The following is a 23,847-nucleotide window of genomic DNA, read 5'->3' as shown; positions in this document are numbered from 1 at the left end:
AAGTGGCGCGGCATCCGATGGTGCGCAGCATTCACGTGGCCAGGAACAAGGTGGACCTCGCGTCGTGCCTTGTCGCAGAACAGGAGTTGAGGACACATGAGCAATCCGACGTGGACGAACTGGGCCGGCACGGAGACCTGCCGCCCAGAGACGATCGTCAAAGCCGTGTCAGTCGAGCACGTCAGCGAAGTGGTCGCCGACGCGACCAAGCGGGGGATCTCGGTTCGACCCGTCGGAAGCGGTCACTCGTTCGCCCCGCTTGTTCCGACCGATGGCATCGTGCTCGATGTCTCTGCTCTCTCGGGTGTCGTGTCTGTCGACAAGGAGGCCGCTCAGGCGCGGGTGCTCGCCGGCAGCACGATCGCCGCCTTGGGGGAGCCGCTGTGGAACGCCGGGCTCACTTTGCGCAACCAGGGCGCGATCGACGCGCAGACGATCGCGGGTGCGACGAGCACCTCCACACACGGTTCTGGCCTTGAGCTCAAGACCATGTCGGGGAGCATCATCGGTGCGGAGCTGATCACGGCTTCGGGAGAGCTGATTACGATCGGGCCCGACGACCCCAGGCTCCCGGCCCTGCGGGCTTCAATGGGGACATTCGGCGTCATCGTCAGCCTGGATCTGGAGCTCGAGCCTGCCTTCAAGCTGAAGGAGACGCTCGACTTCTGGCCCTTCGAGGAGGTGCTGGCGCGTTGGGAAGAGGCGACTCACTCCCACCGGCATTTCAGCTTCGTGCACGGACCCATGTACGACTCGTCGGAGGAGCTGCCGCCCATCCCGAGCAACATGAAGAAGCCGACCCTCGTGCGCATCTACGACCAGGTGGATGCGGACGCCGAGGACGACGCAACGCCGTCTGCCCGTCTGGATCGCCCCTATCGGATCTACCCCGACGTGTTCACCGAGCCGTGGGAGGAGATCGAGCCGTTCGCCCCCTACGACACGATCCTCGACACGATCGGGGAGTGCCTCGAGGTCATGGAGCGCTACCCCAGCGAGTTTCCCCTCGAGGCGCGCACCGTCGCAAAAGACGACACCTGGCTCTCGCCCGCGAATGGCCGTGACTCGGTCGCGATCGACGTCTGCCGTCCTCTCGGGCAGGACAACCTTCCATTCTTCCGCGAGATCGACGCGGTCATGGCCCGCTACGGCGGTCGCCCGCACTGGGGCAAGCAGCCGTACCTCCATGACCGTGAGACGTACCGCAACTTCTACCCGAAGTGGGATGACTTCATTGCGCTTCGGCGGCAGCTGGACCCGAGCGGAACATTCCTGAATGGTCCGCTGCGAGCCATCTTCGAGTAGACGCAGGCTCTCGAGATCCCTCCCTCGGGCGAGCCAAACGAAAGACCTTCCGCTCTGCGGACTGAGCAAGGAGAACGAAATTGTCTGAAGCTGTTCGTAGTGCGCGAGTCGCATTCGACCACGTCGGCCTGTCAGTGCCCGACCTCGAAGAAGCCATCGCATTCTTCGTCGACGCCTTCGACTGCGAACTGGTGTTCACGGCCGGGCCTTATGAGAACACGGGATGGGTGTGGCCCGGGGAGACCGAGCCCGAGTCCTTGACCCTGCGCCTGGCCGTCCTGCGGCAGGGGGACACGACCAACATCGAGCTCCTGGAGTACAAGGACCGGACGCGCGAGGAGCCCAACCGGGCGCCTCGCCCGGCGGATCCGGGAGGCAACCACATTGCCTTCTTCGTCGATGACATCCACGGATTCGAGCAGCGACTTCGTGCGCGGGGCGACGTGCATTTCATGAACGCGACCGAGACCGAGGAAGGCGGTCCGATCGGCGGCGCTGAGTGGTGCTACTTCCTCACCTCGTGGGGTCAGACGATCGAGCTCATCCGATGGGATCCGGGCCTGCCGTACGAGCAGACGACGTCGCGCCGGATGGTCCCGCCGCCGTGGATAGGTCGAGCTTAGCGACGACCTCCCCGAACGGCACGTGTCCGCTGCGGGCGGTGTGGCTGCGCCCGTCCGCGGGAACGCGCCACGCCCAGAACGGCTCGTTTGTCGAGGTGGGAGTTCGCGGCATGCGGGTCCACAGCGGGGCCGGTCAGTTTGCCTGAGGCGTGATCGACGCGACGGCCACTCCGGGCGAGGGAAGGATCGTGGGTTGTCCGTTCGTGGTGGCGCCGACGACGGTGTGCGGGCGCGCATAGGCGCTCACGTCCACCGCTCGTGAGGATCGGTTGATCAAGAAGGCCGTTTCGCTGACACCGTCGGTACGCACGGCCAGTTCGACCTCGCCTCGCAACTCTCGGGGGAGCTCGCTGTCTACGCCGGTATCGGTCGTAAGACGTTCGATGAGACGGCTCCGACCTTGTTCGTCGAGGTCTGCGGAGACGTAGGTCGCCGTGCCGGCGCCAGAGACTCGTCGTGTCACAGCCGGATGTCCCATCAACGCGCCGTCGTTGTATCTGGCCAGTGTTTCCACCGAAGTCCCGGTGATGTCCATGCGCTCAGTCCATAGCGTCGCGTAGGCGCCGTCGCTCAAGCGGATGCGCTGCCCCGCGAGCAACGGATGGATCTCTTGCACGCGAATCCCCAGAACATCGCGGAGTAGGCCGGGGTAGCCGCCGAGCCAGACATGGTCGTTCTCGTCCACCATTCCTGTGTTGAAGGTGACGAGAAGGTGGCCTCCCTTCTCGGCGAACGCGATCAGTCGCTGCGCGAGGCTCTGAGGCAGGACATGAAGTGCGGGCGTGAGGAGGATCCGATACCCGTCGAAGGAGCTTTCTGCGGGGAGCACATCGACCCGGTGGCCGGCATCCAGCACGGCACTGTACCAGCGCAGTACTTCGTCTCTGTAGTCGAATCGAGTGGTGTGATGGGAGTCCTGTTCGCTGGCCCACCACGACTGCCAGTCGAAAAGGATGGCGATCTTTGCAGGCTTCCGGCGGCTGCCGGCAACGCTGCTCAGATCTGCAAGCGTCTCGCCCAGCTGTGTCACGGCTCGGAAGAGATCCGTGTCCTCGCCTGCGTGGGGGAGCATCGCCGAGTGGAATTTCTCCGCTCCGGCGCGCGACTGCCGCCATTGGAAATAGCACACCGCATCGGCACCATGGGCGACGTGGGACAGCGCGTCCGCCGCTAGAGCGCCGCGCGGTTTCGCCAAGTTGACGGGTTGCCAGTTCACCGCACTGGTGGAGTGCTCCATCAGGAACCAGGGAGAGCCGCCCGCCAAGCCGCTCGTCAAGTTGGCGGAGAACGTGAGCTCGTCACGCGCGGAGGGATCGGCGACGAGGTAGTGATCGTTCGAGACGAAGTCGACGTGCGGGGCCCAATCGGCGTAGTTCATCGCCTTGATATCCGTCATAACCATGAAGTTCGTGGTCACGGGGATCTCGGGGCTCCACTGCCGAAGGACCGCCGCTTCCGCCTGCAGATGTTGATGCAGCGCGTCTGAGGAGAACCGTTTGAAGTCGAGCTGCTGAGTGGGGTTGGGATCCGCGGCGGCCAACCGCGGTGTGAGGATCTCATCGAAGCTGGTGTATCGCTGCGACCAGAACGCCGTGCCCCAGGCGTGATTCAGGGCACCGATATCGCCATAGCGTTCGCGCAGCCAACGTCGGAACGAGGCTGTGGCGTCAGTGGAGTGATCCCAGGCGTTGTGGCAGCCGATTTCATTGCTGACATGCCAAGCCACGACGGCGGGATGCGAGCCGTAGCGCTGCGCGAGCGCTGTTACGAGCGCGAGCGCGTATTCGCGGAAGACCGGGGACGTCGGACGCCAGTGTTGACGGCCACCCGGGGAGAGGACCTCTCCCCGTTCGTTCACGGGAAGGATCTCGGGGTGTCTGGTGGTCAGCCACGGCGGTGGCGACGCCGTGGCTGTAGCCAGATCCACCGAGATCCCGTTCTCATGGAGAAGGTCGAGCACATCGTCCAACCAGCCGAAGTTCCACTCATCCTCGGAAGGCTGCAGTTGGGACCACGAGAATATGCCGACCGAGACGATGCTGACGTGTGCCTGCCGCATCAGCCGTACATCCTCGAGCCAGACATCGCGATCCCACTGGTCAGGGTTGTAGTCGGCGCCGAACAGCAGGCGACGGGGCGAACCGGACTGTGGTGCGACCCAGCGCACCGCATTGCGGTTGTCAGACATGGAGTTCCTTCGTATCGATGGACATGTGGAGCGGGCGCGTCGTTGGCCTAACCCACCACAGACCAAGGGCTGTCGGCGGTACCGGGTGCCTTATTGCGGCTGTACCACTTCGCGACATACATCACGCCGTCATACTCGGCGCGGTCTCCCGCGACGAACACGCGACTCGGCGTCCACACGGTCGCGCCGCTCTCGGTCAGCGCGAGCTGCTGCCAGGCGCCGGTGCTGCCCGAGCTCGGTTGTTCGCCTTTCGAGTACCAGCCCGCCTTGTAGACCTGGTCGCTGAAGCTGACCACGTCCCCGGCCCGGTAGGTGCTCGACTTGTTCCACGCCGTCGGGAGGGAGACGGTGACGGTCACGGACGTGCTCGCAGCGGCGACGGTATCGCTGCCGGAGTACGCAGCCGTCAACGTGTGGTCGCCTCCGGCGAGCCCGGGCGGCAGGGTGAATGTGGCTTCGCCGTTCTCCAATGCCGCAGTGCCGCGGTCGGTCGTACCCTCGGTCAACTCGACGTGACCTGTGACAGGCAGCTGTGAAGAGACGGAGACCGTCACCTTGGCGGCCGTGCCCCAGCTGGCGGTCGCGGCCGACGCGCTCACCGTCGACACCGCCTTACCGGAGTTTCCAGTGCCCCACATCAGCGGGGAGGCATCGAACGCGACCGCCACGGAGTATTCGACATTCGGAGCGAGGTCCGCAGGGAGAGCCACCGTACCTGTCTGGTCACCCCCGAACGCAACAGAGCCGAGGTCGGTCGCCGCGCCGGATCCGGTGAACAGGTAGGCGTGGCCGGTCACGTTGGCGTGCAACGCCTTCCCTGACGGGTTGGCCGCGCTCGCATTCAGCGGCAGGGCTCCGCCTGCGCCCACCGGGTTCGCACCGACCAGGTCGGCCGCTCGAGTGGCCGGGGTCAGGTCGTTCGCCGCCGGTGACTGCTGTACGAGCGTCCAGTCCTGGGCGCCGGCTCCGCCGTCTGACGGCTGGAGCGTCAGACTCGCGCCCGCGCCGGAGCCGGTGAGGTAGAGAGAAGGGTTCTGAACGCTCTGGAAGTACACGACTCCGTTCGACTTGGTGAACAGTTTGAACAGTCCGTTCGGCACGTTATCGACCCACTGACCGATGCGTTGACCCTGCGTCGCATTTCCCGTCCAGATCGACGCGGCTCGACCGCCGGACTTGTTGAGCAGCATCACGTTGCCGTCGTTCTTGGTCGTGATGTGCCACAGCTGGGTGTCGGTGTTCTGTGCAGAGCCTGCATCCTCCAATCGAACATCCGGGATGTCGCGGTTGCCGATGTTGGCGTCGGTCGTGTTGTTCGTGGTTCCGATCACCTGTCCGGTCTTGCGATTGACGATCCGGTAGTAGGCGCCGTCCGAATGACCGAGGTCGACCTCGCCGTAGCGGATGATCGATGAGCTCGTGGCACCGCCCCAGGTACCCTGAAGGATCGAGATCCGCCCGGTTCCTGCGACGTATTGAAGGGGGCGGCTATAGCCGGCGCCGACGGTCGTCTGATACTCGGTCCACGTGCCATCGCTCCTGCCGCTGCCGTTGACCCAGATGTCGCCGCTGCTGCTGGCGTTGTAGGCAATTCGTCCGTCGGGGAGGCCGATGATCACTGGGCTTCCGCCGGTTGCCAGCGCTTTTGATCCGGCCGTGAACGGCAGGCCGGTGATCGCGGAACCGGCCGGATCGTTGTCCCGCCCGAATGAGAGCGGGTCGGAGGCGAACTTGTAACGGACGTTACTGCCGCCACCCCAGTACTCGTAGGTGAGCATCCACTTGCCGTCGGTGGTCGGCACGACGTTCGTCATGCCGGGCCGACCGCCACCGATCTCGGTCTTCCCGCCGCCCATGCTCTGCGTGAGCCCGGAGACGTCTACGACCGGCGAGCTCCACGACGTAGTGGTGCCGTCCCAGGTTCGGTGCGCGAGGATCTGCCCGTGTGAATCGGTAGACGTATCGTTCTGCGGGTCGAGGATCGGCTGACCATTTCCATCGATTCCGACGTAGTCGTTCTCGTCAGAGTAGTAAGCCACGAGCTTGCCGTTGTACGCGAGGAGGTAGGGTTCCCACACTGGGTCGACCTGGTGATAGGTGTTCTCCGGCGCGATGTTCTTGCCGATCGCGCCCGCGCTGCCACCCTGCCAACCACCCGTGGTGATGATGTTCACCACCTGCCAGGTGTTGCCGTTGTCGGTGCTGGAGTAGAGCGCGAGCGCGAGGTCGCTGCGATCGCCGTCGTTGTTCGGCACCCAGTTCGGGTTCGCCGCCTTCTGCTCCTTGTAGTAGTAGTCGTCTCCGGATACAAGGCTCGCGAGAAGCAACGTGCCCTTCTTCAACGCTCCCACGTCCTCCGGGAGGGTGTACAGATAGGGGCTGGTCCAGTTGCTGGTGTACTTCGCGTATGCCGGATCGCTGGAGAGGTATGCGGGTGCTTTCACCTCGGACAACGGCTGCCAGCTTGTGCCGTAGTCGTCGCTCTTGAAGATGGGGAGTGTCTGGCCGTCGGCGCTCCCCGAGGAAGGCACGACGGTCGACTTCTCGAAGGCGGCCACGAGGCGGCCATCAGGCAGCTGAGTCGATTTGGGGTACACCGCACAGTTGCCGAGGCCTTTCAAGCACTGTGCGTTGCCGAGGTCGTACAGCACCCCGCCCGTCGGGCTGTACGCCTGCGCGTTGATGACGGGCATGACGGCGAGTGCCGACGTCACCAACGCGGCACTCAATACTGCCGCAAGTCTGTTTCTCTTCATTGCCCCTCCTTTGGGGATGGTCGAGCGAAGTCTGCGGCAGGGGAGCCGCTGGGGAGTGCCGGCCCGTCGTCAGCGGGCCGGCACTCGGGTTGTCTACTTGTTGACGGTGAATCCCTGGCTGTTTCCGTAACCGACGATGTTGTCCTGCCAGGCCTTCAGGCCGACGTTGAGATCGCTTTTGCCGGCGTACGACTTGCCGACGGTGTCGGCGAAGACGCTGTTCGCGTAGACCTGGAAAGGCAGGTACTGCCATCCGGTCGACACATTCTTGGACGCGTCGACAAGCACCTTGTTGATCTGCTGGCCACCGAAGTACTCCGGAGCCTCATTGAGGAACGAGTCGGCGTTGAGCTGGGCGTTCGTGGATGGAAATCCGCCGCTCTTCAGGAACACGTCGATGCTGGAGTCCGAGCTGTTCAGCCAGCGCAGGAACGCCGCCGCGAGCGCCGGATTCTTGCTCTGCTTGAGCACCGACTGCGCACTGCCGCCGTTCTCGGCGGTCGTGGGGCTGCCGTCGTAACTGGGCAGCGGAGCTACCCGCCAGGCGCCCTTGCCGTCAGGCACGGATCCTTCGAGGATGCCCGGCATCCAGGCTCCGGTGATGATCGTGGAGATCGTCCCGTTACCGAGGGCCTTGTACCAATCGTCGCTCCACGTCGGGATATCGGACAGCAGCCCCGGCTCCAGGAGCTTGTTCCAGGTGTCCGCCCACTTCTTGGTTCCCTTGTCCTGGAGATCGATGGTGACCTTGGTGCCGTCTGTCTTGTACGGACGCCCGCCTGCCTGCCAGATCAGGGGGTTGGCGAAGCCGGGGTCGCCAGCGTCGTTGGTGATGAACTTCGACGGGTCGGCCTGGTGCAGCTTGTCAGCGTCGGCGATGTACTCGTCCCACGTCTTCGGCACGGTCAGCCCGTACTGGTCGAAGATCGTCTTGTTGTACAGGAGCACCATCGGACCCGAGTCCTGCGGGAGACCGTAAAGGCCATTGTTGATGTTGACGGCGCCCCAAGTGGAGGCGGTGTACTTGTCCTTCAGCCCGTCGAGGCCGTACTTGGTCAGATCGAGGAGCGAGTCCGAGAGTGCGTACTGCTGCAGCGCGTAGTACTCGATCTGCGCGACATCAGGTGCACCGCTTCCGGCCTTGATGGCATTCTGAAGCTTGGTGTACTCGTCGCCACCCGTTCCCACGTTGACGACCTTCACCTTCACTCCGGGGTATTCCTTCATGAACGCGTCGGCCTGATCCTGCCCAGACGGAGTCCAGGTCCAGTAGGTGAGCTCGCCGCCCTTCTTCAGAGCCGCATCCAAATCGGAGGCGGAACCGCTGCCGCTCGCGCCTGCGGTTCCACCGCAGGCGGTCAGAGCGACCGTTGCGACCGCAGTGACGGCGAGTGCTGTGAGTCCGCGACGCCGAGCGTCCTTGCGGAGGTTGAACATGTGATGTCCTTTCACTTCATTGTGCTGAGGGCGCGGGTGACCCTGGGGAATCGAGATGATGGAACGACGTCAGACAAGGTTTCTCGGGTCATTGCTTGACGCTTCCAGCGCTCAGGCCGGACTGCCAGAAGCGCTGCAAGAACAGGAAGATCACGACGATCGGCATGATCGTGATCAGTGAACCGGTGATCACCAGGTTGTAGATCGGCTGGGCCGCGACGCCGCTGGCCTGCGCGCTCCATTGGTTGAGGCCGACCGTCAGCGGGTACCACTTCGGGTCGCTCAGCATGATCAACGGCAGGAAGTAGTTGTTCCAGGTCGCGACGATCGAGAACAGGGCCACCGTGACGACGCCGGGAGTGAGCAGCTTGAGGGAGATGGTGAAGAACGTCCGCATCTCGCTCGCCCCGTCCAGGCGTGCGGCCTCGAGTAGCTCGGTCGGCACCGAATCGATCGTGTACACCCAGATCAGGTACAGGCCAAATGGGGTGATCAGCGACGGGATGATGATCGCCCATGGCGTGTTCGTCAATCCCATCTGACTGAAGAGCAGGAAGGTCGGAACTGCCAGCGCCGTCCCCGGCACCGCCACCGCGCCCAGCACGACGGCGAAGTACGCGCGCTTCCCGGGAAACGTGAACTTGGCCAATCCGTAGCCTGCGAGCGTCGCCAGCAGGGTTGCTCCGCCGGCTCCGACGATGACATAGAGGAGGGTGTTGCCAAGCCACCGGACGAAGATGCCGTCCTTGTAGGTGAACGTCTGCACGATGTTGTCCCACAGCGCGAAGCGGTGGCCGAGGCCCAAACCGAAAGTGCTGAAGAGGTCCGACTGGGTCTTGCTGGCATTGATGACGAGCCAGGCCAGGGGCACGATCGCGTAGAGCAGGAACAAGATCATGACGATGGTCAGGACCACGGACTTGCGAGGCCGGTCGAAGGTGTATCGACGTCGGGCCTGCGGTCGAATGGTGCGGAGGGCGGTCATCGGTCTTCCTTCCGGGTGCCGCGAAGCTGGACGACGTAGGCGATCACCGCGGTGATCACGCCCATCACGATCGCGACGGTCGCGGCGTAGTTGAACTGCTGCCCGGCGAAGGACAAGTTGAAGGCGTACATGTTCGGGGTGAAGTACGACGAGATGGCGTTGTTCGCCAGCGGTTTGAGCACGTTGGGCTCGTTGAAGAGTTGAAAGCTTCCGATGATCGAGAAGATCGTGGCGATGACGATCGCGCCGCGTGCGGCGGGAAGTTTGATCGCGCGGATCACCTGGAAGCCGCGTGCACCGTCGATCTCGGCGGCTTCGTAGAGCTCGGCGGGGATCGTCTTGAGCGCGGAGTAGAAGATCAGCATGTTGTAGCCGATGAACTCCCAGGTGACGATGTTGCCGATCGAGACGAGGATCCACTGTCCTGAGAGGGGCTTCAGCACGTCGGATCCGAGCAGGTCGTTGATGTTTGCTGTCAGCCCGAAGTTGTTGCCGTACATGAAGCCCCACAACAGCACGGCGACCACGGCAGGCACGGCATACGGGAGGAAGATGATCATCCGGAACAGGCCGGTCGCGTACAGCCGCGCGCTGTCGATCGCGAGCGCTGCGACGAGCGCGAGGATCAGCATGATGGGGACCTGGACAAGCAGGAAGAGGAGCACCCGCAGGAAGCCGTCCCAAAACTGCGGATCGCTCAGCGCATGGATGTAGTTGTCGAGGCCGACAAAGCTGTTGCCGCCGATCAGTTTGTTCTGGAACACACTGAGGTAGAGGGCGTAGAACAGTGGCGCAATGAACACGAACGCGAACACGACGGCGAAAGGCCCGGTGAACTGCCAGCCGCGCCAGTCCCGCCGTGCCGGGCGGCGTCTGCCCCCAGGCGTCGCGGTCTGCGTCGCACGCGTGCGGTCCTTGATCATGGCCATCAGTGCACTTCCCCTTGTTCCGTGCGGAACACGCGCACATCCCATGCGCCGAGTTCCACATCCGTTTCTGCAGGAATGTCTATCCCCGCCACCGCGTCAGTGACGGGAGTTGCCACCGTGATCCGTTGCGGCGCCCATCCCCAGTTGAAGATGAACCAGAAGCGTGCCGCACCGGTGGTTCCCGACGTGACGGTGAGGGGCAGGCCCACGCGGCCGAAAGGCGTGGGACGGTCCGTTTCCACTGCCAGATCACAGATCGATGCCGCGAACGCCGGGTCGGGTACGGTTCCGATCGTGGTGATCTGTCCCAGCCCGTGAGCGTTGGTCGTCACTGATGAGAAGTCCTGGAACCGGGGGTGAACGTATGCCGCGCGCGACCGGGCACCGGCCGGGACCAGGCCGTCCGCCCAGAGGGTCCCCTTCGCATTGACCGGAATCACGGAGTTCCTCTCAGGCTGGATCGCGAGTGGCGACTCCAGGTTCGAGAACTCCTCGTACCGCACGCCTGCGGCCTCGGCGAGCCCTGCAGGGGCGACTTCGACGCGGGCCCGCGCCTCGTCGTCTGCGTACGCGGTGCGCGGACCCAGGATCAAGTGCCCACCGGCCGCAGCATAATCGCGCATCATGGCGAGGTCTTCATCGGTCGTGATGTAGAGGCCGGCGGCGACAAGTACCGGGAACTGCGCCGCGAGGCGGCTGCCGCCAAGCGCGCGAGCTTGTTCGACGTGCAGAATTCGAGCCTGCCGGCCGGCGTCCACGATGCCGCGATGGAAGGCGTCCACGATGCGCTCATACGACTCGTCGTCTGGCTCGTTGTTCTTTTCCAACGGGGGCATGAACTGCAAGGCGTACCGACTCGAGTTCGACCACAGCACTGCGACGTCGGCATCGGGTGTGTACCCGTCGAAGGCTCCGCCGATGGCTTTCAGCTGGGCTCCGATTCCGCTGACCTCGTCATAGACGCGTCCGGGAATCAGGCTGTGCGGGAGCACCCCGCCCCAGTAAGTCTCCGCTCCGTAGGGGAGACTGTGCCAGTGCCAGTACTCCAGCAGCGCGGCACCGCGGGAGACGAACGCGAAGGCCGCCTGCCGAAGCTGCCCGGGATACGGCGGGAAGTTGGATGCGGAGCCATCGATGGCTTGCGCATTCGTCTCGGTGACGAGGTATCGCGCCTGCTTCGAGGAGTACAGGCGATCAGCCTGGCGGAACAGTCCTGCGACACCGGTCGTGGTCCAGTAGTTGAGTTGATCCAGCTCCAGAGAAGTGTCCAGGCGGTCTTGCATGCCGTAGTACGGATTGCCCGAAGTCACATCGAGGGTTTCGAATACTGTGCGGTCGTCGACGCCGCGGCGAGGGTATTGCAGACACGTGGTGACGAACTGGTCGTCGCGGGCGTACTCGCGCACGATCTCGGCCTGCCAGGTGATGAAGTCGGCAGTGACTGCAGCCTGGTAGCGACGCCACGCCAAGTCGTATTGGGGGAACGTATTCCCGTCCGGTCGCCAGAGTTCACTCCAGTCATCGATTCGGTGGGACCAGTAGGTCAGTCCCCATTCGCGGTTCAGGGTCTCTACGTCGCCGTACTGCTCACGAAGCGATCGGACGAACCCGGCGAAGACGCCGTGATTGTGGAGCAGCTCAAGGCCCGGCTCGTTGTCGACCTGGTAGCCGATCACCGCAGGATGGGACGCGTAGCGATCGATGATGCGGCGAATCACGCGCTCCGCGTGAAACCGGAACGCCGGGTGCGAGTAGTCCACTTCCTGGCGAGCGCCCCAGGCGATGCGTTCTCCGGTCTTCCTTTCGCCAGCGATCTCCGGGTACGCCGTCTGCAACCACGGAGGTACGGCATACGTCGGCGTGCCCAGGATCACGCGGATGCGTCGAGCATGAGCTTCGTCGAGAATCCGCGCCATCCAGTCGAGTTCGAACCGTCCGTCGCTTGGCTCCCATGACGACCACACGGACTCGCCGACGCGGATGACATTGATTCCTGCGTCCACCATCAGGTCCAGATCCGTCGTCAGCCGGTCCGACTGGTGGTACTCGGCGTAGTAGGCCACACCGAACAGGATCTCCGGGGGGAGTGCGGGGGTTGCTGGGGGCATTGCGCGAAACTCCGTTGTATCGAGTGAAACTGTTCCCGATAACAGTTAGCGGGATGCGGTACATTGTTACCGATAAATGTCGTGGGCGCAACCGTGGAGTGGAAGCGCTTGTAGCTTGCCGATTCAGAGACCACGCGGGGGCGCTACGAGGCGTTTCCCAGAAGGAGACGGATGCCTGGCGACCTGGACGCAGGCCGGCGCACTGCCAAGCCGATTCGGAAGAGTGCCACGATCTACGACGTCGCACGCGCGGCGGGCGTTTCGCATCAGTCGGTGAGTCGATACATGCGCGGCCTGGACATGCGCGCATCGACCAAAGCAAAAATCGAAAAAGCCCTGGAGACGCTGAGCTACCGCCCGAACCTCAGTGCTCGTGCTCTCATCACAGGCCGGTCGCACCGGATCGGAGCGCTGACTCACGAGGTGAACCAATACGGGCCTGGTCTTATCATCCAAGGAGCGACCTCCGCTGCGCGTGAAGCCGGCTATCTGCTGGATGTGGTCACACTCGACATGGGCGACGTTGGGGAACTGAATGAGGCTCTCGAGCAGCTGCTGCAGTACGACCTTGACGGCATCCTCGCCTTCGCTTCGACGGATAGCGTGAAGTCGGTGTTCGAGCAGACGGATTTCGGGGTGCCTGCGCTGATCGCTGCTGAGGAGGAGGAGTTCCAGGTCGACGCGTCGTTCGATCGCCCAGGCATCGGTCAACTGGTGGCTCATCTCGTTGGCTTGGGCCACGAACGTCTCCTTCATATCGCGGGACCAGAGGCCTATTCGGCGGCCAGGAACCGGCAACACGCGTTCGATGCGGCGGTACGGCACTACGGCCTCGAGCCTTCGGGCAGAGCGCGCGGCGACTGGTCGGCACGGTCTGGATACGAGGCCGTGATGGCGCTCCCGGAAGGGGATATGCCCACCGCAATCGTCGCGGCCAACGATCAGATGGCATTGGGCGCGATGCATGCGCTCGCCCAGCGCGGCCTGGAGGTTCCGGGCGACGTCAGCGTGACCGGAATGGACGACACCCCCGAAGCCCCGTACTTCACTCCGGCGCTGACGACGGTGCGGCTCGACTTCCGGGAACAAGGAAAGAACGCACTCACTGCGCTTCTCAATGAGATCGGGCAGGGCGAGGAGCACCCCAATTTCTTGCCTGCCCCCACACTCGTTATCCGTGACTCGACGGGATCGGTCAACCCTTTCACCACCTTGCCGGGATCGCAGTGAAGTGATCGATTAGGAGTGGGAGCTGGTCGCGTCCCCACCGGTGAAGAGCCTGACCGCCGTTTCGATGCTCTGCGCGGCCTGGGCGGAATCGATGCGGGCGAGCGCGAATGCCGCGACCACGAGGTTCGTGACCGCGTCGGCGAGCTGCGGTTCGCCTGCGGCGCTTCTGGTGCTGTGGTGGGCGCGGATGCCCTGCGCGATCGCGTCGTGCAGCTCCGTCCGGTAATCCGCGATCAGCCGGGAGACCTGCGGGTCGCGGGCGATCGGGGCGCCGGCCGCGTTGATGAGGAGGCAGCCGTTCGACGCGGGCATCGAGCTCAGGTTGTGGAAGGCGCCGTGCAGACCCAATAGATAGTCGACGATCGCCTCGGGCGCAACAGTCTCGGCCTTCAACGGCTGCAGGCGAGGTCGGATGACCTCGTCCAGGTAGCTCTGCACCGCCGCGTCGAAGAGTCCTCGCTTGGAGCCGACTGCTCACGACCCTCGATGATCTGGAGTCGTATGAGAAGGCACCGATGTGGCCGACGGCGCGATCGTGTTTGGTGAGGGCCACCGGATACTCGGTGTGAGGGTCGCAGTTCTGAGCTCCTTCTGGATCAAGACCGGCGAGCTGAACATGCGCGAACGCACCGCCACCGCGGACTGACCCATGACCGAGTGCCGATCATGCCGTGTCGGCGACGGACCCTGGAGCGAGCACTGACCTACGCCGCTCAGCCATCAGAGCCGAAACTCCGATCAGTCGACTATCCTTGTCGCCGTGCCTCTTCATCCGCGGCCGGCCAATTAATTGGTGTCGCGGTAAGTGGCACGCGGGAGGCACGAGCGGAGCGTGGTGCTGCAGGACCCGCGGAATTTAAGGCTTGATGGTCCAGCGGGCCAATACTGGGACTTCTGAGTCGCAGGCCGTGAGTAAAGGCCCGGGTCCGCGTTCATCGCGGATCCGGGCCTCTTGTCATACCGGTGAGGATCAGCCGTTGCGCAGGCGGCCGTTGATCCCGCTGAGGTGCGCGCAGAGTGCTGGGTCGGGAACGACGGTTGTGTCAGGGTTGAGCGATGAGCGGGTTGCTGTCGATCGGGGACTTCTCGCGCTACGCCGGACTGAGCATCAGAATGCTGCGCCATTACGACGAACGCGGACTGCTCGAGCCCGCCGAGGTGGATCCGGTCACGGGCTACCGCCGCTACGCGCCGTCGCAGCTGAGCAGGGCCGGACGGATCCGGAGCCTGCGCGACGCGGGGTGCGGCATCGCTGAGATCTCCGAGCTGCTGCCGCTCTTCGATGATCCGGCAGCGCTCTCGGTCCGCATCGAGCGACATCTGCAGCGACTCGACGAGGAAGCCCTCCGGCTGAGACGGCAGCGCGCCGTCGCGGAGTCGCTCGTGGATGCGGCAGGCAGTCGTGGTGGGCCGATCACCGTGCAGGAACGGGACTTCCCGTCCCTCCGGGTGCTGATGACACGGCGTACCGTCGCCGACTATCCCGCGGAAGGCGAGCTCTGGGCCGACCTTCGACGGATCCTCGCGCTTCCTGGCGGTGTGGACAGCGCCGAGCTCGGCGAGACCGTCGGCGCCACCTATTTCGACGAGGAGTTCCGCGACGAAGACGTGGAGATGGCGATCTGGCGGGAGTTCACCGGAGAGGCGCCGAAGGCGACGGGCTTCGAAGTCGTTCTGCTCCCCGCGCAGCGCGTCGCGTGGGCGACGCATCGCGGCGGATTCGACACCATCGCGGTCACGACGGAGGCCATCGGCGCTTGGGTCGCGGACCGAGGGCTTGAGCGGACGGGACCGATGTTCAACGTCTACGTCGTCGGCCCCGGGGCCGAGCCGAATCCCGACGCGTGGATCACGGAGGTCAACGTCCCGCTCGGCTGATGTCCTCTGCGTCGACAGTTGACCCTCACACAGTGGCAGGCCCGAGGCTCGATCGTGGCGGACGAATCGGACGCCGAAACACGAAAGGGCAGGGACATGACGGATCTGGTGAACTACTTCGAGATCGGAACCCCGGATCCGGAGGCGGCACGCGCGTTCTACGGCGGCGTCTTCGGGTGGGAGTTCAGCTCGCCGAGCCCCGCGGGATACGGGTTCGTGAACGGGAACGCGGGCGGGCTGTGGGACACGACGGAGGCGGGCGGCGGGCACTGGGCCGTGTTCTATGTCGAGGTGGCCGACATCCACGCGACTCTGGAGGCGGCCCAGTCGGCAGGGGCGGGCGTCGTGCTGCCGCTCGTGGACAACGGCACGATCCTCTTCGCGCATCTCAGCGACCCGGCGGGCAATCGATTCGGGGTGTGGCAGCGCAAGGCGGATTGAGGGACCGGCGCGGCCCCGCCGCTGAGCGTGCCTGATCGGCACGCTCAGCGCCGGCGCCGGGCCACGACGGAGCACTCACACGAACGTCTGGCTCTCGTCCTGGTGAGGATCAGCCGTTGCGCAGGCGGCCGCTGATACCGTCTCCTGACGGCAGACGAGGGGAGAACCGGTGACCGACGACCCGACCCTCGGTCTGACCCTCAGCGGCGGCGGCGCCTACGGGGCTGCCCAGGCCGGGGTGCTGCAGGTGCTCGCGGAACGCGGCATCCGCCCCGGCATCGTCGCGGGCACGAGCGCCGGCGCCCTCCTCGGCGCGGCGTACGCGGCCGGCTTCGACGCCGATGCGATCGAGCGCGCGGTCCGCGGCTTCCGCTGGGGCGAGATCGCCCGTTGGTCGCTGCGTCCGCGGTGGGGGCTGCTCGACACCCATGCCGTGACGGGCGCGATCCACCGGATCCTCGGTCGTGATCCCCTGATCGAAGACCTGCCCCGCCGGTTCGGCGCCTATGCGACGGATCTGCGTGCACGGCGCGGCGTGATCCTCGACCGCGGCCCGCTCAGCACAGCCCTCCGCGCGACGGTCGCCGTCCCCGGAGTGCTGCCGCCGGTCCGCCGCGACGGCGCGCTCCTCGCCGACGGCGGGATGATCGACAACGTCCCCGACACCGTGACCCGTGCACTCGGTGCCGAGCGCACGATCGTGGTGCGCCTGCACGCCAAGTGGGAGAACGTCCGCATGATGCGCACCGTCACCGCCACGGCGGACCTCGTCGCCGACCCGTCCGTTCTCCTCATCCAGCCCGAGATGGAGCGCATGGCGCAATGGGTGATGAAGGACGTCCCCCGGCTCGTCGCCGAGGGACGCCGGGCCGCCGAGGAGGCCCTGGACGCCGCCCATCGCGATGGCCGCCTGATGTCCATCGCCTGAGCGCAGTTCGCCCGCTTCCCGGGAATCTGCGGCGAGAGCTTTCGGGGCGGATGCACAGGCGTCGCATGCCCATCCACGCATATGGATCCGCGTAGCGTGGGACCAGCGAGGGGCGCCCGCCTTTGGCTCCAGTTCCGGCCTCGGCCGGACTCAGGGAAAGTGCTCATCGATGACGTCAGTACGCACCGAGATCCCCTCGCGTCTGGGGCCCGTCCGCCAGACCTACGCCCGCCAGGAAGATTTCCCCCACGTGGCGCGTGCGTTCGTCGAGGTGTCACGAGTGGTGCGGGAGACAGGGCTGATGCAGCGCACTCCGAGGTTCTACACTCTCGTGGCCACCGCCCTCGCGCTCGCATTCGGTGCAGCGATCACGGGATCCGTGCTGCTGGGGGACAGCTGGTTCCAGTTGCTGATGGCCGCGGTCTTCGGAATCCTCTTCACGCAGGTGGCTTTCCTCGCCCACGAGGCAGCGCATCGGCAGATCCTCAGCACCGGACCGGCGAACGACCGGCTCGCCCGCATCCTTGCCGCCGGTGTTGTGGGCATCAGCTATTCGTGGTGGGACTCCAAGCACAGCCGTCACCACGCGAACCCGAACCGCGTCGGGAAGGATCCCGACATCGAAGTCGACACGATCTCGTTCCTCGAGGAGGACGCCGCACAGGCGCGGGGCGTGATGCGGTGGATCACGCGCAAGCAGGGCTGGCTGTTCTTCCCCCTGCTGACGCTCGAGGGGCTGAACCTGCACTACCTCGGCATCAAGCACCTCATGGGTCGCGAGCCGGTGAAGGGCCGCTGGACGGAACTGGGACTGATCGCCGCTCGCTTCGCGCTCGTGCTGACACCCCTCTTCCTGCTGCTGCCGCTCGGCAAGGCCGCCGCGTTCGTCGGTGTCATGCTCGCCGTCTTCGGCGTGTACATGGGAGCGTCCTTCGCGCCGAACCACAAGGGCATGGCCGTGATCGCCCCTGATGCGCGTCTCGATTTCTTCTCGAAGCAGGTTTACACCTCGCGCAACATCCGCGGCGGATGGTGGGCCACCTGGCTCATGGGCGGGCTGAACTACCAGGTCGAGCACCACCTGTTCCCGAGCATGTCCCGGATGCATCTGGCCCGGGCCAGCGAGATCGTCCGCGAGTTCTGCGTCACCCACGACATCCCCTACACCGAGACGTCGCTGGGCCGCTCCTACGCGATCGTCATCGACTACCTCAACCGTGTCGGTCTCGCCGCGCGCGACCCGTTCGACTGCCCCATGGTCGGGCAGTACCGGCGCGCCTGATCCGCGCCCCTCTCGTCGCCGTCGGTCGCCGCGGGTGACCCGCCGCCCGATGTCCGGGCGGAATGCCGCTCAGGCGAGATCCGCGAAGAGTGCCATCGTCTCCGCACCCATCTCGATCTGGGTCAGGATCACCCGGAACGATCCGTCGGGATCGATGTACACGTCGGTGCCCAGCCCTCCGGACCACCCGTAGCGGCCCCGGTGCGGCCCGTCCGTCTGCACCGCGACGCCGTAGCCCCAGCCCAATCCGTCCCAGAAGCCGGGGAAGAAGCTGTCCGGCGTCTTGAGTCGCGCCGGAACGCGGTCGGTCCGCATCTCGTCGAGCAGGCCCGGCTGCACGATCGTCCGGCCGCCCGCACGGCCGCCGGAAGCCAGCATCCGAGAGAACGCCGCGTAATCCGACGCCGTCGAGACGAGCTCGGCGTGACTCAGGTCGAACGGTGCCGGTGCGACGTAGAAGCCGGATCCGGCGGGTTCGATCTCAATGAGAGCCCCGGCGCCGTCATGACGGTGGGCCGCGGGGAGGCGATGCGCCTGCTGCTGCGGAACGGTGTATCCGGTGTCGACCATGCCGAGCGAGTCGAAGATCTCGTCGGCGAGGTGATCCGGCAGGGGGCGCTCCACAATGCGGCCGAGGAGGATCCCGAGAATCCCGAAGGAGTGGTGGTACCGCCATCCCGCACCGGGCTGGAACATCAACGGGAGCTCGGCGAGGGCATCCAGCCAGTCCTGTGCGCCGAGCGCGACCGGGGCCTGGCTCGCGTGGGTGCGACCCCGCACCATCGCGTCCCGCAGCGGTCCGGGAGCGGTCGTCATGCCGTAGCCGGAGGTGTTGGTGAGCAGGTGCCGGACGGTGATGGGTGATTCGGCGCGGACGACCTCGTCGAGCGCTGACTGCGGCGTGCGCAGAACGCGGCGATCGGCGAGCTCCGGCACCCACCGCTGCACCGGAGCGTCGAGGTCGAGCCGCCCCTCCTGCACCAGTTGGAGCGTCGCGACCGCCAGCACGGGCTTCGTCATCGACTGGATGCGCACGATGGCGTCGACCGAGAGATCGCCCGAGGAGAGGATGTCCAGCCGGCCTGCGGCATCCCCGTCGGCGACCACGATCCCGGGCGCGGTTCCGCTCGCGACGTGCCTGTCGAGGAGCTCCTGCAACGATGGCGTCATCGATCTCCCCTTCTCGTTCGCAGCCCCACGACGATGCAGGACAACCTGCCCGCTGTCAAGCCCCCTGACCTCCCGCATGACCTCACCTACCGTGAGGGTCTGCGGCACCCGGCCGCGGATCGGAGGCTTGAACCTCATGGGTATGGGAGCGGGCATCGTCCTCTTCGTCATCGGCGCGATCCTCGAGTTCGCGCTCAACATCCAGGTCACCTGGATCGACCTGCATCTCGTCGGATACATCCTGATGATCGCCGGTGCGGTCGTGTTCCTGTTGAGCCTGATCCTGATGCTCACGCGGCGCGGGCGTCGCACCGGGCCGGTCAGCGACGAGGATCTTCTCTGACGCGCGACCGAGCGCGCGGGAGGCATCCGCGAAGGCCGCGATGAACGGCGGCGTCAGAGGCCACGGTGCGCGGCCCAGCGTCGTGCAGCCCCGGTCGCCGCGTCCGTGATGAGCGCGTCGATCTCGGGGGAGTGCCGCACCGGGCGAGCGTCCCGTCGGGCAGCAGTCGCACGGTGACGGATTGCAGCTCGAACCGCTCGCCGCGGCGCTCACCTTCCCACCGCAGCTCTGGAGGGATCGCGACGTTCAGCGCCAGTGCGCCGATCTCGACCTGATCCTCGCCGATCACGGCGCCTCAGGCCTTCCGGTGCTCACGGTAGTAGGCGAGCAGCGCACGGGTGGAGGGGTCCTGCGCGGCGATCGCGTCCTGATCGCCCTCGATCGCGGGGGCGATCTGCAGGGCGAGCTGCTTGCCGAGCTCGACGCCCCACTGGTCGAACGAGTTGATGCCCCAGATCACGCCCTGTGTGAACGTGATGTGCTCGTACAGGGCGATCAACTGACCCACCACGGCCGGAGTGAGTGCGGGCGCGAAGATCGACGTCGTCGGACGGTTGCCGGCGAAGGTCCTCGCCGCCACGAGCGCGCCGGTCGTGCCCTCGGCCTCGACCTCCTCCGCCGTCTTGCCGAAGGCGAGTGCCTTGGTCTGCGCGAGGAAGTTCGCCAGGAACAGGCCGTGCACGTCGCGGCCGTCATCGGCGAGCGGATAGGCGGGGTTGGCAACGGCGATGAAGTCGGCAGGGATCAGCCGCGTGCCCTGATGGATGAGCTGGTAGAACGCGTGCTGTCCGTTCGTGCCCGGTTCGCCCCAGAACACCTCACCGGTGTCGGTCGTCACCGGCGTGCCGTCCCAGCGCACCGACTTGCCATTGGATTCCATGGTGAGCTGCTGCAGATACGCGGGGAAGCGGCTCAGCTGCTGCGCGTAGGGGAGCACCGCGTGCGACTGCGCGCCGAGGAAGTTCGAGTACCAGACGTTGAGCAGGCCCATCAGCACCGGCACGTTGCGCTCCAGGGGAGTGGTGCGCACGTGCTCGTCGACGGCGTGGAAGCCGGCGAGCAGCTCTCGGAACACGCCGGGGCCCAACGCGATCGCCAGCGACAGGCCGATCGCGCTGTCCACGGAATAGCGTCCGCCGACCCAGTCCCAGAAGCCGAACGCGTTGGCGGGGTCGATGCCGAACGTGGCGACCTTGTCCAGCGCGGTGGAGACGGCGACGAAGTGGTGCGCGACCGCATCGCTGCGGGCATCGTCGGTCGCGACGTCGACGCCGGCGGCCGCGAGACGCTCCCAGAGCCAGTCGCGGGCGAGCCGCGCATTGGTGAGGGTCTCGAGAGTCGTGAAGGTCTTCGAGGCGACGACGAACAGCGTGGTCTCGGGATCCAGATCCGCGGTCTTCTCGGCGATGTCGGTCGGATCGATGTTGGAGACGAAGCGAGCCTGAACCCCGGCATCGGCGTAGGGCCTCAGCGCCTCGTAGACCATGACCGGGCCGAGATCGGATCCGCCGATACCGATGTTGACGACGTGCGTGACCTTCTTGCCGGTCACGCCCCGCCACTCGCCGGAGCGCATCCGGTCGGCGAAAGCACTCAGCGCGTCGAGCACCGCGTGCACGTCGTGGTCCACGTCCTGGCCATCGACGACGAGCGCGGGGGAGGCGTCCGCGGGACGCCGGAGCGCCGTGTGCAGCACGGCGCGGTCCTCGGTCGTGTTGATGTGCTCACCGGCCAGCATCGCGGCGAAGCGCTCGGCGACGCCGGTCTGCTCGGCGAGCTGCACCAGGGCCGCACGGATCTCGGGCGTGATGAGGTTCTTCGACAGATCGACGCGGAGGTCCGCAAGGTCGAAGGTCAGACTCTCCACGCGCTCCGGGTCTGCGGCGAACCAGCCGCGCAGATCGGGAGAGAACGACTCCCGCAGCGCGGTGAGTGCGGTCCAGGCGGGCGTCGTGGTGGCGTCGATCGGGGAGCTCATAGAGCCCACGCTAGCGCGCCCGGGGCACGCCGTGCGGACGAAGTCGCGCCGCCCCCGCGTGACCCGGAGCGGGGCGCGCGCCGCGCCCCGCTCCGGGTCGGGGATCAGGCCTGAGCGCTGCGGTCCGGCAGCTCCTGCAGCGTCCAGCGGTTGCCGTCGGGATCGGCGAACGTGACGAAGCGGCCCCAGGCCTGCTCATCGACATCGGTCGCTTCTGCGCCCACACTGCGCAGATGCGCCAGAGCCTCGTCGGCGTTCGGCACGACGACCTGGATCGTGTTCTGCTTGCCCGGCTCGAGATCGACCCCGAGGTTGGTTCCGAACGCGATCGAGCAGGCGGATCCGGGAGGCGTCATCTGCACGAAGCGCAGCCCCTCGAACGGCGTCTGGTCATGATCGGCGTGGAAGCCGATGCGCTCGTAGAACTCCTTCGAACGATCGACGTCTGTGACCGGCACGAAGATGAGCTCGATCTTCCAGTCCATGCTGCACGCTCCTTTGAGAGGGAAACCGTAGCGGGGGATCCGCCGTCGTTCCGACGCTACGCCGGGCGTCCGACATTCGGACTCGGCCGCGAGCCGGACGGCGGGAACCGTGAAGGCGCGGTCAGCTGTCGTCGCGCAGGGCCTCGGTCGCCTGGCGGTGCGGGAGCACGGAGTGCATGCCGGTGTAGCCCTCGCGCTCCTGGGCGGCTGCGAGGATCCTCTTGCGGGCGGCGAACCACCCCACGATGAGGGCCGGGACGATGACGATGAGGGAGAGCAGCACCCAGCGGCCGGTCTCGGTGAAGCCCATGGTCACGAGCACGAACAGCAGGAACGCGAGGGTGAGGTATCCGGTGTAGGGGGCGCCGAACATCCGGAATGACGATCGCTCGAGCAGGCCCTTCTTCGTCAGCGCGTGCAGGCGCAGCTGGCAGAGGATGATGGTGGCCCACCCGCCGATGATGCCGAGCGCAGAGACCTCGAGCACGATCTCGAAGGCCTGCGACGGCACCACCGCGTTCAGGACGACGCCCGCGAGCGTGATGACCGAGGTGAGCAGGATGCCGCCGTACGGCACGCCGTTGCGGCTCATCCGTGCCGTGAAGCGCGGCGCCGACCCGTTCACCGACATGGACCGCAGGATGCGGCCGGTCGAGTACAGCCCGGCGTTCAGGCTGGAGAGGGCGGCGGTGAGCACGACGAAGTTCATCACCGATCCGGCCACGGCGCCCGTCTCGGCGCCGCCGAGGTGGGTGAAGAAGGTCACGAACGGCGACTCCCCGGCCTTGTAGGTGTTGAACGGAAGCAGGAGCGAGAGCAGCAGGATCGAGCCGACGTAGAAGATCGCGATCCGGATCACGACGGTGTTGATCGCACGGGGCATGATCTTCGCAGGCTCGGCCGTCTCGCCCGCAGCCGTGCCGACGAGCTCGATCGAGGCGTACGCGAACACCACGCCGGAGATCGCGATGAGTGGGGCGAACAGGCCCATCGGGAAGACTCCGCCGTGCTCCGCGATGATCGAGAAGCCGGTGGGCCCGACATCGGTCGGGGCCTGCATGATGAGGATGACCGTCCCGATGATCAGGAACGCCACGAGCGCGACGACCTTGATCATCGCGAACCAGAACTCCATCTCGCCGAAGAGCTTCACGCTGACGAGGTTCAGCGACAGCACCACGACGAGCGCGACGAGTGCGATGAGCCACTGCGGCACGGCCTGCAGCGGGGGCCAGTAGTGCGCCCAGAACTTCACATAAAGCGCCGCCGCGGTCACGTCGACGATGGACGTCATGGCCCAGTTGAGGAAGTAGAGCCAGCCGCTCACGAAAGCGACCTTCTCGCCGTAGAACTCGCGGGCGTACGAAACGAAGGATCCGGAGGACGGACGATGCAGCACGAGCTCGCCGAGCGCGCGCAGGATGAGGAACGCGAAGAAGCCGCACACCGCGTAGACGATGATCAGCGCCGGCCCGCTCGAGGCCAGGCGCCCGCCCGCTCCCATGAACAGTCCGGTGCCGATGGCGCCGCCGATCGCGATCATCTGGATCTGACGGGGCTTGAGGGCCTTGTGGTAGCCCGCGTCCTCGCTGGAGAAGTCCTCGACCGCCATGAGGCGATCGCCGGTGAGCTCGCGCTCGTTCTCGAGGGCGTCCTCGGGATCGACCGCGTGGCCGGGGTTCTGATCGCTCATCTGCGATGCCTTTCCTCTGGGCCGCCCCGGGACGACAGCCGATCATCGTGCATCGGAGATCATGCCTCGGATCCGGTGCGCAGGGCAA

Annotated in this window: 20 protein-coding genes; 9 read left to right on the top strand and 11 right to left on the bottom strand. The window is 65.8% G+C overall.

What is annotated here, in order from left to right:
- The first annotated feature begins 96 nt into the window (after window positions 1-96).
- Entirely contained in the window at window positions 97-1,305 is a 1,209-nt protein-coding gene (locus ACTJI8_RS17430) for a D-arabinono-1,4-lactone oxidase (protein ID WP_440734688.1), read from the top strand.
- 80 nt (window positions 1,306-1,385) lie between these two features.
- Complete coding sequence (locus ACTJI8_RS17425) at window positions 1,386-1,928, top strand: VOC family protein (RefSeq protein ID WP_440734687.1); 543 nt, start codon at window positions 1,386-1,388, stop codon at window positions 1,926-1,928.
- A 133-nt stretch (window positions 1,929-2,061) separates the two neighbouring features.
- Here ACTJI8_RS17425 and ACTJI8_RS17420 read toward each other — a convergent pair whose 3' ends face one another.
- From ACTJI8_RS17420 to ACTJI8_RS17395, 6 genes are all read right to left on the bottom strand, one after another.
- Complete coding sequence (locus ACTJI8_RS17420; RefSeq protein ID WP_440734686.1) at window positions 2,062-4,116, bottom strand: beta-galactosidase; 2,055 nt, start codon at window positions 4,114-4,116, stop codon at window positions 2,062-2,064.
- Between the two features lie 47 nt (window positions 4,117-4,163).
- The gene (locus tag ACTJI8_RS17415; RefSeq protein WP_440734685.1) at window positions 4,164-6,872 is read right to left on the bottom strand and encodes an Ig-like domain repeat protein; all 2,709 of its coding nucleotides are present in this window, start codon (window positions 6,870-6,872) and stop codon (window positions 4,164-4,166) included.
- A 93-nt stretch (window positions 6,873-6,965) separates the two neighbouring features.
- A complete protein-coding gene (locus ACTJI8_RS17410; protein WP_440734684.1) occupies window positions 6,966-8,309 on the bottom strand; it encodes an ABC transporter substrate-binding protein in 1,344 nt (447 codons plus the stop codon).
- 88 nt (window positions 8,310-8,397) lie between these two features.
- Window positions 8,398-9,294: a carbohydrate ABC transporter permease gene (locus ACTJI8_RS17405; RefSeq protein WP_440734683.1), complete on the bottom strand. Its 897-nt coding sequence runs from the start codon at window positions 9,292-9,294 to the stop codon at window positions 8,398-8,400.
- Complete coding sequence (locus ACTJI8_RS17400; protein WP_440734682.1) at window positions 9,291-10,223, bottom strand: carbohydrate ABC transporter permease; 933 nt, start codon at window positions 10,221-10,223, stop codon at window positions 9,291-9,293. Before ACTJI8_RS17400 ends, ACTJI8_RS17405 begins: the two co-directional genes overlap by 4 nt.
- Window positions 10,223-12,286 (bottom strand): beta-galactosidase, encoded by a 2,064-nt coding sequence (locus ACTJI8_RS17395; RefSeq protein WP_440734681.1) that lies wholly within the window; start codon window positions 12,284-12,286, stop codon window positions 10,223-10,225. The genes ACTJI8_RS17400 and ACTJI8_RS17395 overlap by 1 nt, the downstream gene beginning before the upstream one ends.
- 216 nt (window positions 12,287-12,502) lie before the next feature.
- On the opposite strand from ACTJI8_RS17395, the gene ACTJI8_RS17390 reads away from it, so the two are divergent.
- Window positions 12,503-13,561: a LacI family DNA-binding transcriptional regulator gene (locus tag ACTJI8_RS17390; RefSeq protein ID WP_440734680.1), complete on the top strand. Its 1,059-nt coding sequence runs from the start codon at window positions 12,503-12,505 to the stop codon at window positions 13,559-13,561.
- A 9-nt stretch (window positions 13,562-13,570) separates the two neighbouring features.
- On the opposite strand, the gene ACTJI8_RS17385 is transcribed toward ACTJI8_RS17390, so the two are convergent.
- A complete protein-coding gene (locus ACTJI8_RS17385; RefSeq protein ID WP_440734679.1) occupies window positions 13,571-13,999 on the bottom strand; it encodes a hypothetical protein in 429 nt (142 codons plus the stop codon).
- A gap of 79 nt (window positions 14,000-14,078) precedes the next feature.
- Between ACTJI8_RS17385 and ACTJI8_RS17380 the strand changes: the two genes are divergently transcribed.
- From ACTJI8_RS17380 to ACTJI8_RS17360, 5 genes are all read left to right on the top strand, one after another.
- Window positions 14,079-14,207, top strand: coding sequence for a hypothetical protein (locus ACTJI8_RS17380; RefSeq protein WP_440734678.1), 129 nt, complete (start codon window positions 14,079-14,081; stop codon window positions 14,205-14,207).
- 410 nt (window positions 14,208-14,617) lie between these two features.
- Window positions 14,618-15,439: a MerR family transcriptional regulator gene (locus ACTJI8_RS17375; protein ID WP_440734677.1), complete on the top strand. Its 822-nt coding sequence runs from the start codon at window positions 14,618-14,620 to the stop codon at window positions 15,437-15,439.
- A gap of 96 nt (window positions 15,440-15,535) precedes the next feature.
- Window positions 15,536-15,880 carry a VOC family protein gene (locus tag ACTJI8_RS17370; RefSeq protein ID WP_440734676.1) on the top strand — a complete coding sequence of 115 codons (345 nt, stop codon included), beginning with the start codon at window positions 15,536-15,538 and terminating at the stop codon, window positions 15,878-15,880.
- Between the two features lie 169 nt (window positions 15,881-16,049).
- Window positions 16,050-16,808 (top strand): patatin-like phospholipase family protein, encoded by a 759-nt coding sequence (locus ACTJI8_RS17365; protein ID WP_440734675.1) that lies wholly within the window; start codon window positions 16,050-16,052, stop codon window positions 16,806-16,808.
- A gap of 169 nt (window positions 16,809-16,977) precedes the next feature.
- Window positions 16,978-18,090 (top strand): fatty acid desaturase family protein, encoded by a 1,113-nt coding sequence (locus tag ACTJI8_RS17360; protein WP_440734674.1) that lies wholly within the window; start codon window positions 16,978-16,980, stop codon window positions 18,088-18,090.
- 69 nt (window positions 18,091-18,159) lie between these two features.
- Here the strand turns inward: ACTJI8_RS17360 and ACTJI8_RS17355 are convergent, their stop codons facing one another.
- The gene (locus ACTJI8_RS17355; RefSeq protein WP_440734673.1) at window positions 18,160-19,260 is read right to left on the bottom strand and encodes a serine hydrolase domain-containing protein; all 1,101 of its coding nucleotides are present in this window, start codon (window positions 19,258-19,260) and stop codon (window positions 18,160-18,162) included.
- A 136-nt stretch (window positions 19,261-19,396) separates the two neighbouring features.
- Between ACTJI8_RS17355 and ACTJI8_RS17350 the strand changes: the two genes are divergently transcribed.
- The gene (locus tag ACTJI8_RS17350) at window positions 19,397-19,603 is read left to right on the top strand and encodes a DUF6458 family protein (protein ID WP_440734672.1); all 207 of its coding nucleotides are present in this window, start codon (window positions 19,397-19,399) and stop codon (window positions 19,601-19,603) included.
- A gap of 295 nt (window positions 19,604-19,898) precedes the next feature.
- Here ACTJI8_RS17350 and pgi read toward each other — a convergent pair whose 3' ends face one another.
- The 3 genes from pgi to ACTJI8_RS17335 all read right to left on the bottom strand — a co-directional run bounded on the left by pgi (window position 19,899) and on the right by ACTJI8_RS17335 (window position 23,678).
- Entirely contained in the window at window positions 19,899-21,581 is a 1,683-nt protein-coding gene (pgi, locus tag ACTJI8_RS17345) for a glucose-6-phosphate isomerase (RefSeq protein ID WP_440734671.1), read from the bottom strand.
- Window positions 21,582-21,685: 104 nt separating this feature from the next.
- The gene (locus ACTJI8_RS17340) at window positions 21,686-22,066 is read right to left on the bottom strand and encodes a VOC family protein (RefSeq protein ID WP_440734670.1); all 381 of its coding nucleotides are present in this window, start codon (window positions 22,064-22,066) and stop codon (window positions 21,686-21,688) included.
- Between the two features lie 121 nt (window positions 22,067-22,187).
- Complete coding sequence (locus ACTJI8_RS17335) at window positions 22,188-23,678, bottom strand: amino acid permease (protein ID WP_440734743.1); 1,491 nt, start codon at window positions 23,676-23,678, stop codon at window positions 22,188-22,190.
- Between the last annotated feature and the right edge of the window lie 169 nt (window positions 23,679-23,847).

Source organism: Microbacterium sp. 22303 (genome assembly GCF_052045265.1).
In the GTDB taxonomy this organism is placed as follows: domain Bacteria; phylum Actinomycetota; class Actinomycetes; order Actinomycetales; family Microbacteriaceae; genus Microbacterium.
The sequence above is the reverse complement of the archived record's forward strand: the minus strand, read 5'-3'. Positions and strand labels throughout refer to the sequence as shown.

Excerpts from the sequence above, each read along its gene's own strand:
- ACTJI8_RS17340 (WP_440734670.1), bottom strand. The coding sequence starts at position 22,066 with ATGGACTGGAAGATCGAGCTCATCTTCGTGCCGGTCACAGACGTCGAT.
- ACTJI8_RS17430 (WP_440734688.1), top strand. The coding sequence starts at position 97 with ATGAGCAATCCGACGTGGACGAACTGGGCCGGCACGGAGACCTGCCGC.
- ACTJI8_RS17400 (WP_440734682.1), bottom strand. The coding sequence starts at position 10,223 with ATGGCCATGATCAAGGACCGCACGCGTGCGACGCAGACCGCGACGCCT.
- ACTJI8_RS17360 (WP_440734674.1), top strand. The coding sequence starts at position 16,978 with ATGACGTCAGTACGCACCGAGATCCCCTCGCGTCTGGGGCCCGTCCGC.
- ACTJI8_RS17335 (WP_440734743.1), bottom strand. The coding sequence starts at position 23,678 with ATGGCGGTCGAGGACTTCTCCAGCGAGGACGCGGGCTACCACAAGGCC.
- ACTJI8_RS17375 (WP_440734677.1), top strand. The coding sequence starts at position 14,618 with ATGAGCGGGTTGCTGTCGATCGGGGACTTCTCGCGCTACGCCGGACTG.
- ACTJI8_RS17405 (WP_440734683.1), bottom strand. The coding sequence starts at position 9,294 with ATGACCGCCCTCCGCACCATTCGACCGCAGGCCCGACGTCGATACACC.
- ACTJI8_RS17390 (WP_440734680.1), top strand. The coding sequence starts at position 12,503 with ATGCCTGGCGACCTGGACGCAGGCCGGCGCACTGCCAAGCCGATTCGG.
- ACTJI8_RS17350 (WP_440734672.1), top strand. The coding sequence starts at position 19,397 with ATGGGTATGGGAGCGGGCATCGTCCTCTTCGTCATCGGCGCGATCCTC.
- ACTJI8_RS17410 (WP_440734684.1), bottom strand. The coding sequence starts at position 8,309 with ATGTTCAACCTCCGCAAGGACGCTCGGCGTCGCGGACTCACAGCACTC.
- ACTJI8_RS17415 (WP_440734685.1), bottom strand. The coding sequence starts at position 6,872 with ATGAAGAGAAACAGACTTGCGGCAGTATTGAGTGCCGCGTTGGTGACG.
- ACTJI8_RS17420 (WP_440734686.1), bottom strand. The coding sequence starts at position 4,116 with ATGTCTGACAACCGCAATGCGGTGCGCTGGGTCGCACCACAGTCCGGT.
- ACTJI8_RS17370 (WP_440734676.1), top strand. The coding sequence starts at position 15,536 with ATGACGGATCTGGTGAACTACTTCGAGATCGGAACCCCGGATCCGGAG.
- pgi (WP_440734671.1), bottom strand. The coding sequence starts at position 21,581 with ATGAGCTCCCCGATCGACGCCACCACGACGCCCGCCTGGACCGCACTC.
- ACTJI8_RS17355 (WP_440734673.1), bottom strand. The coding sequence starts at position 19,260 with ATGACGCCATCGTTGCAGGAGCTCCTCGACAGGCACGTCGCGAGCGGA.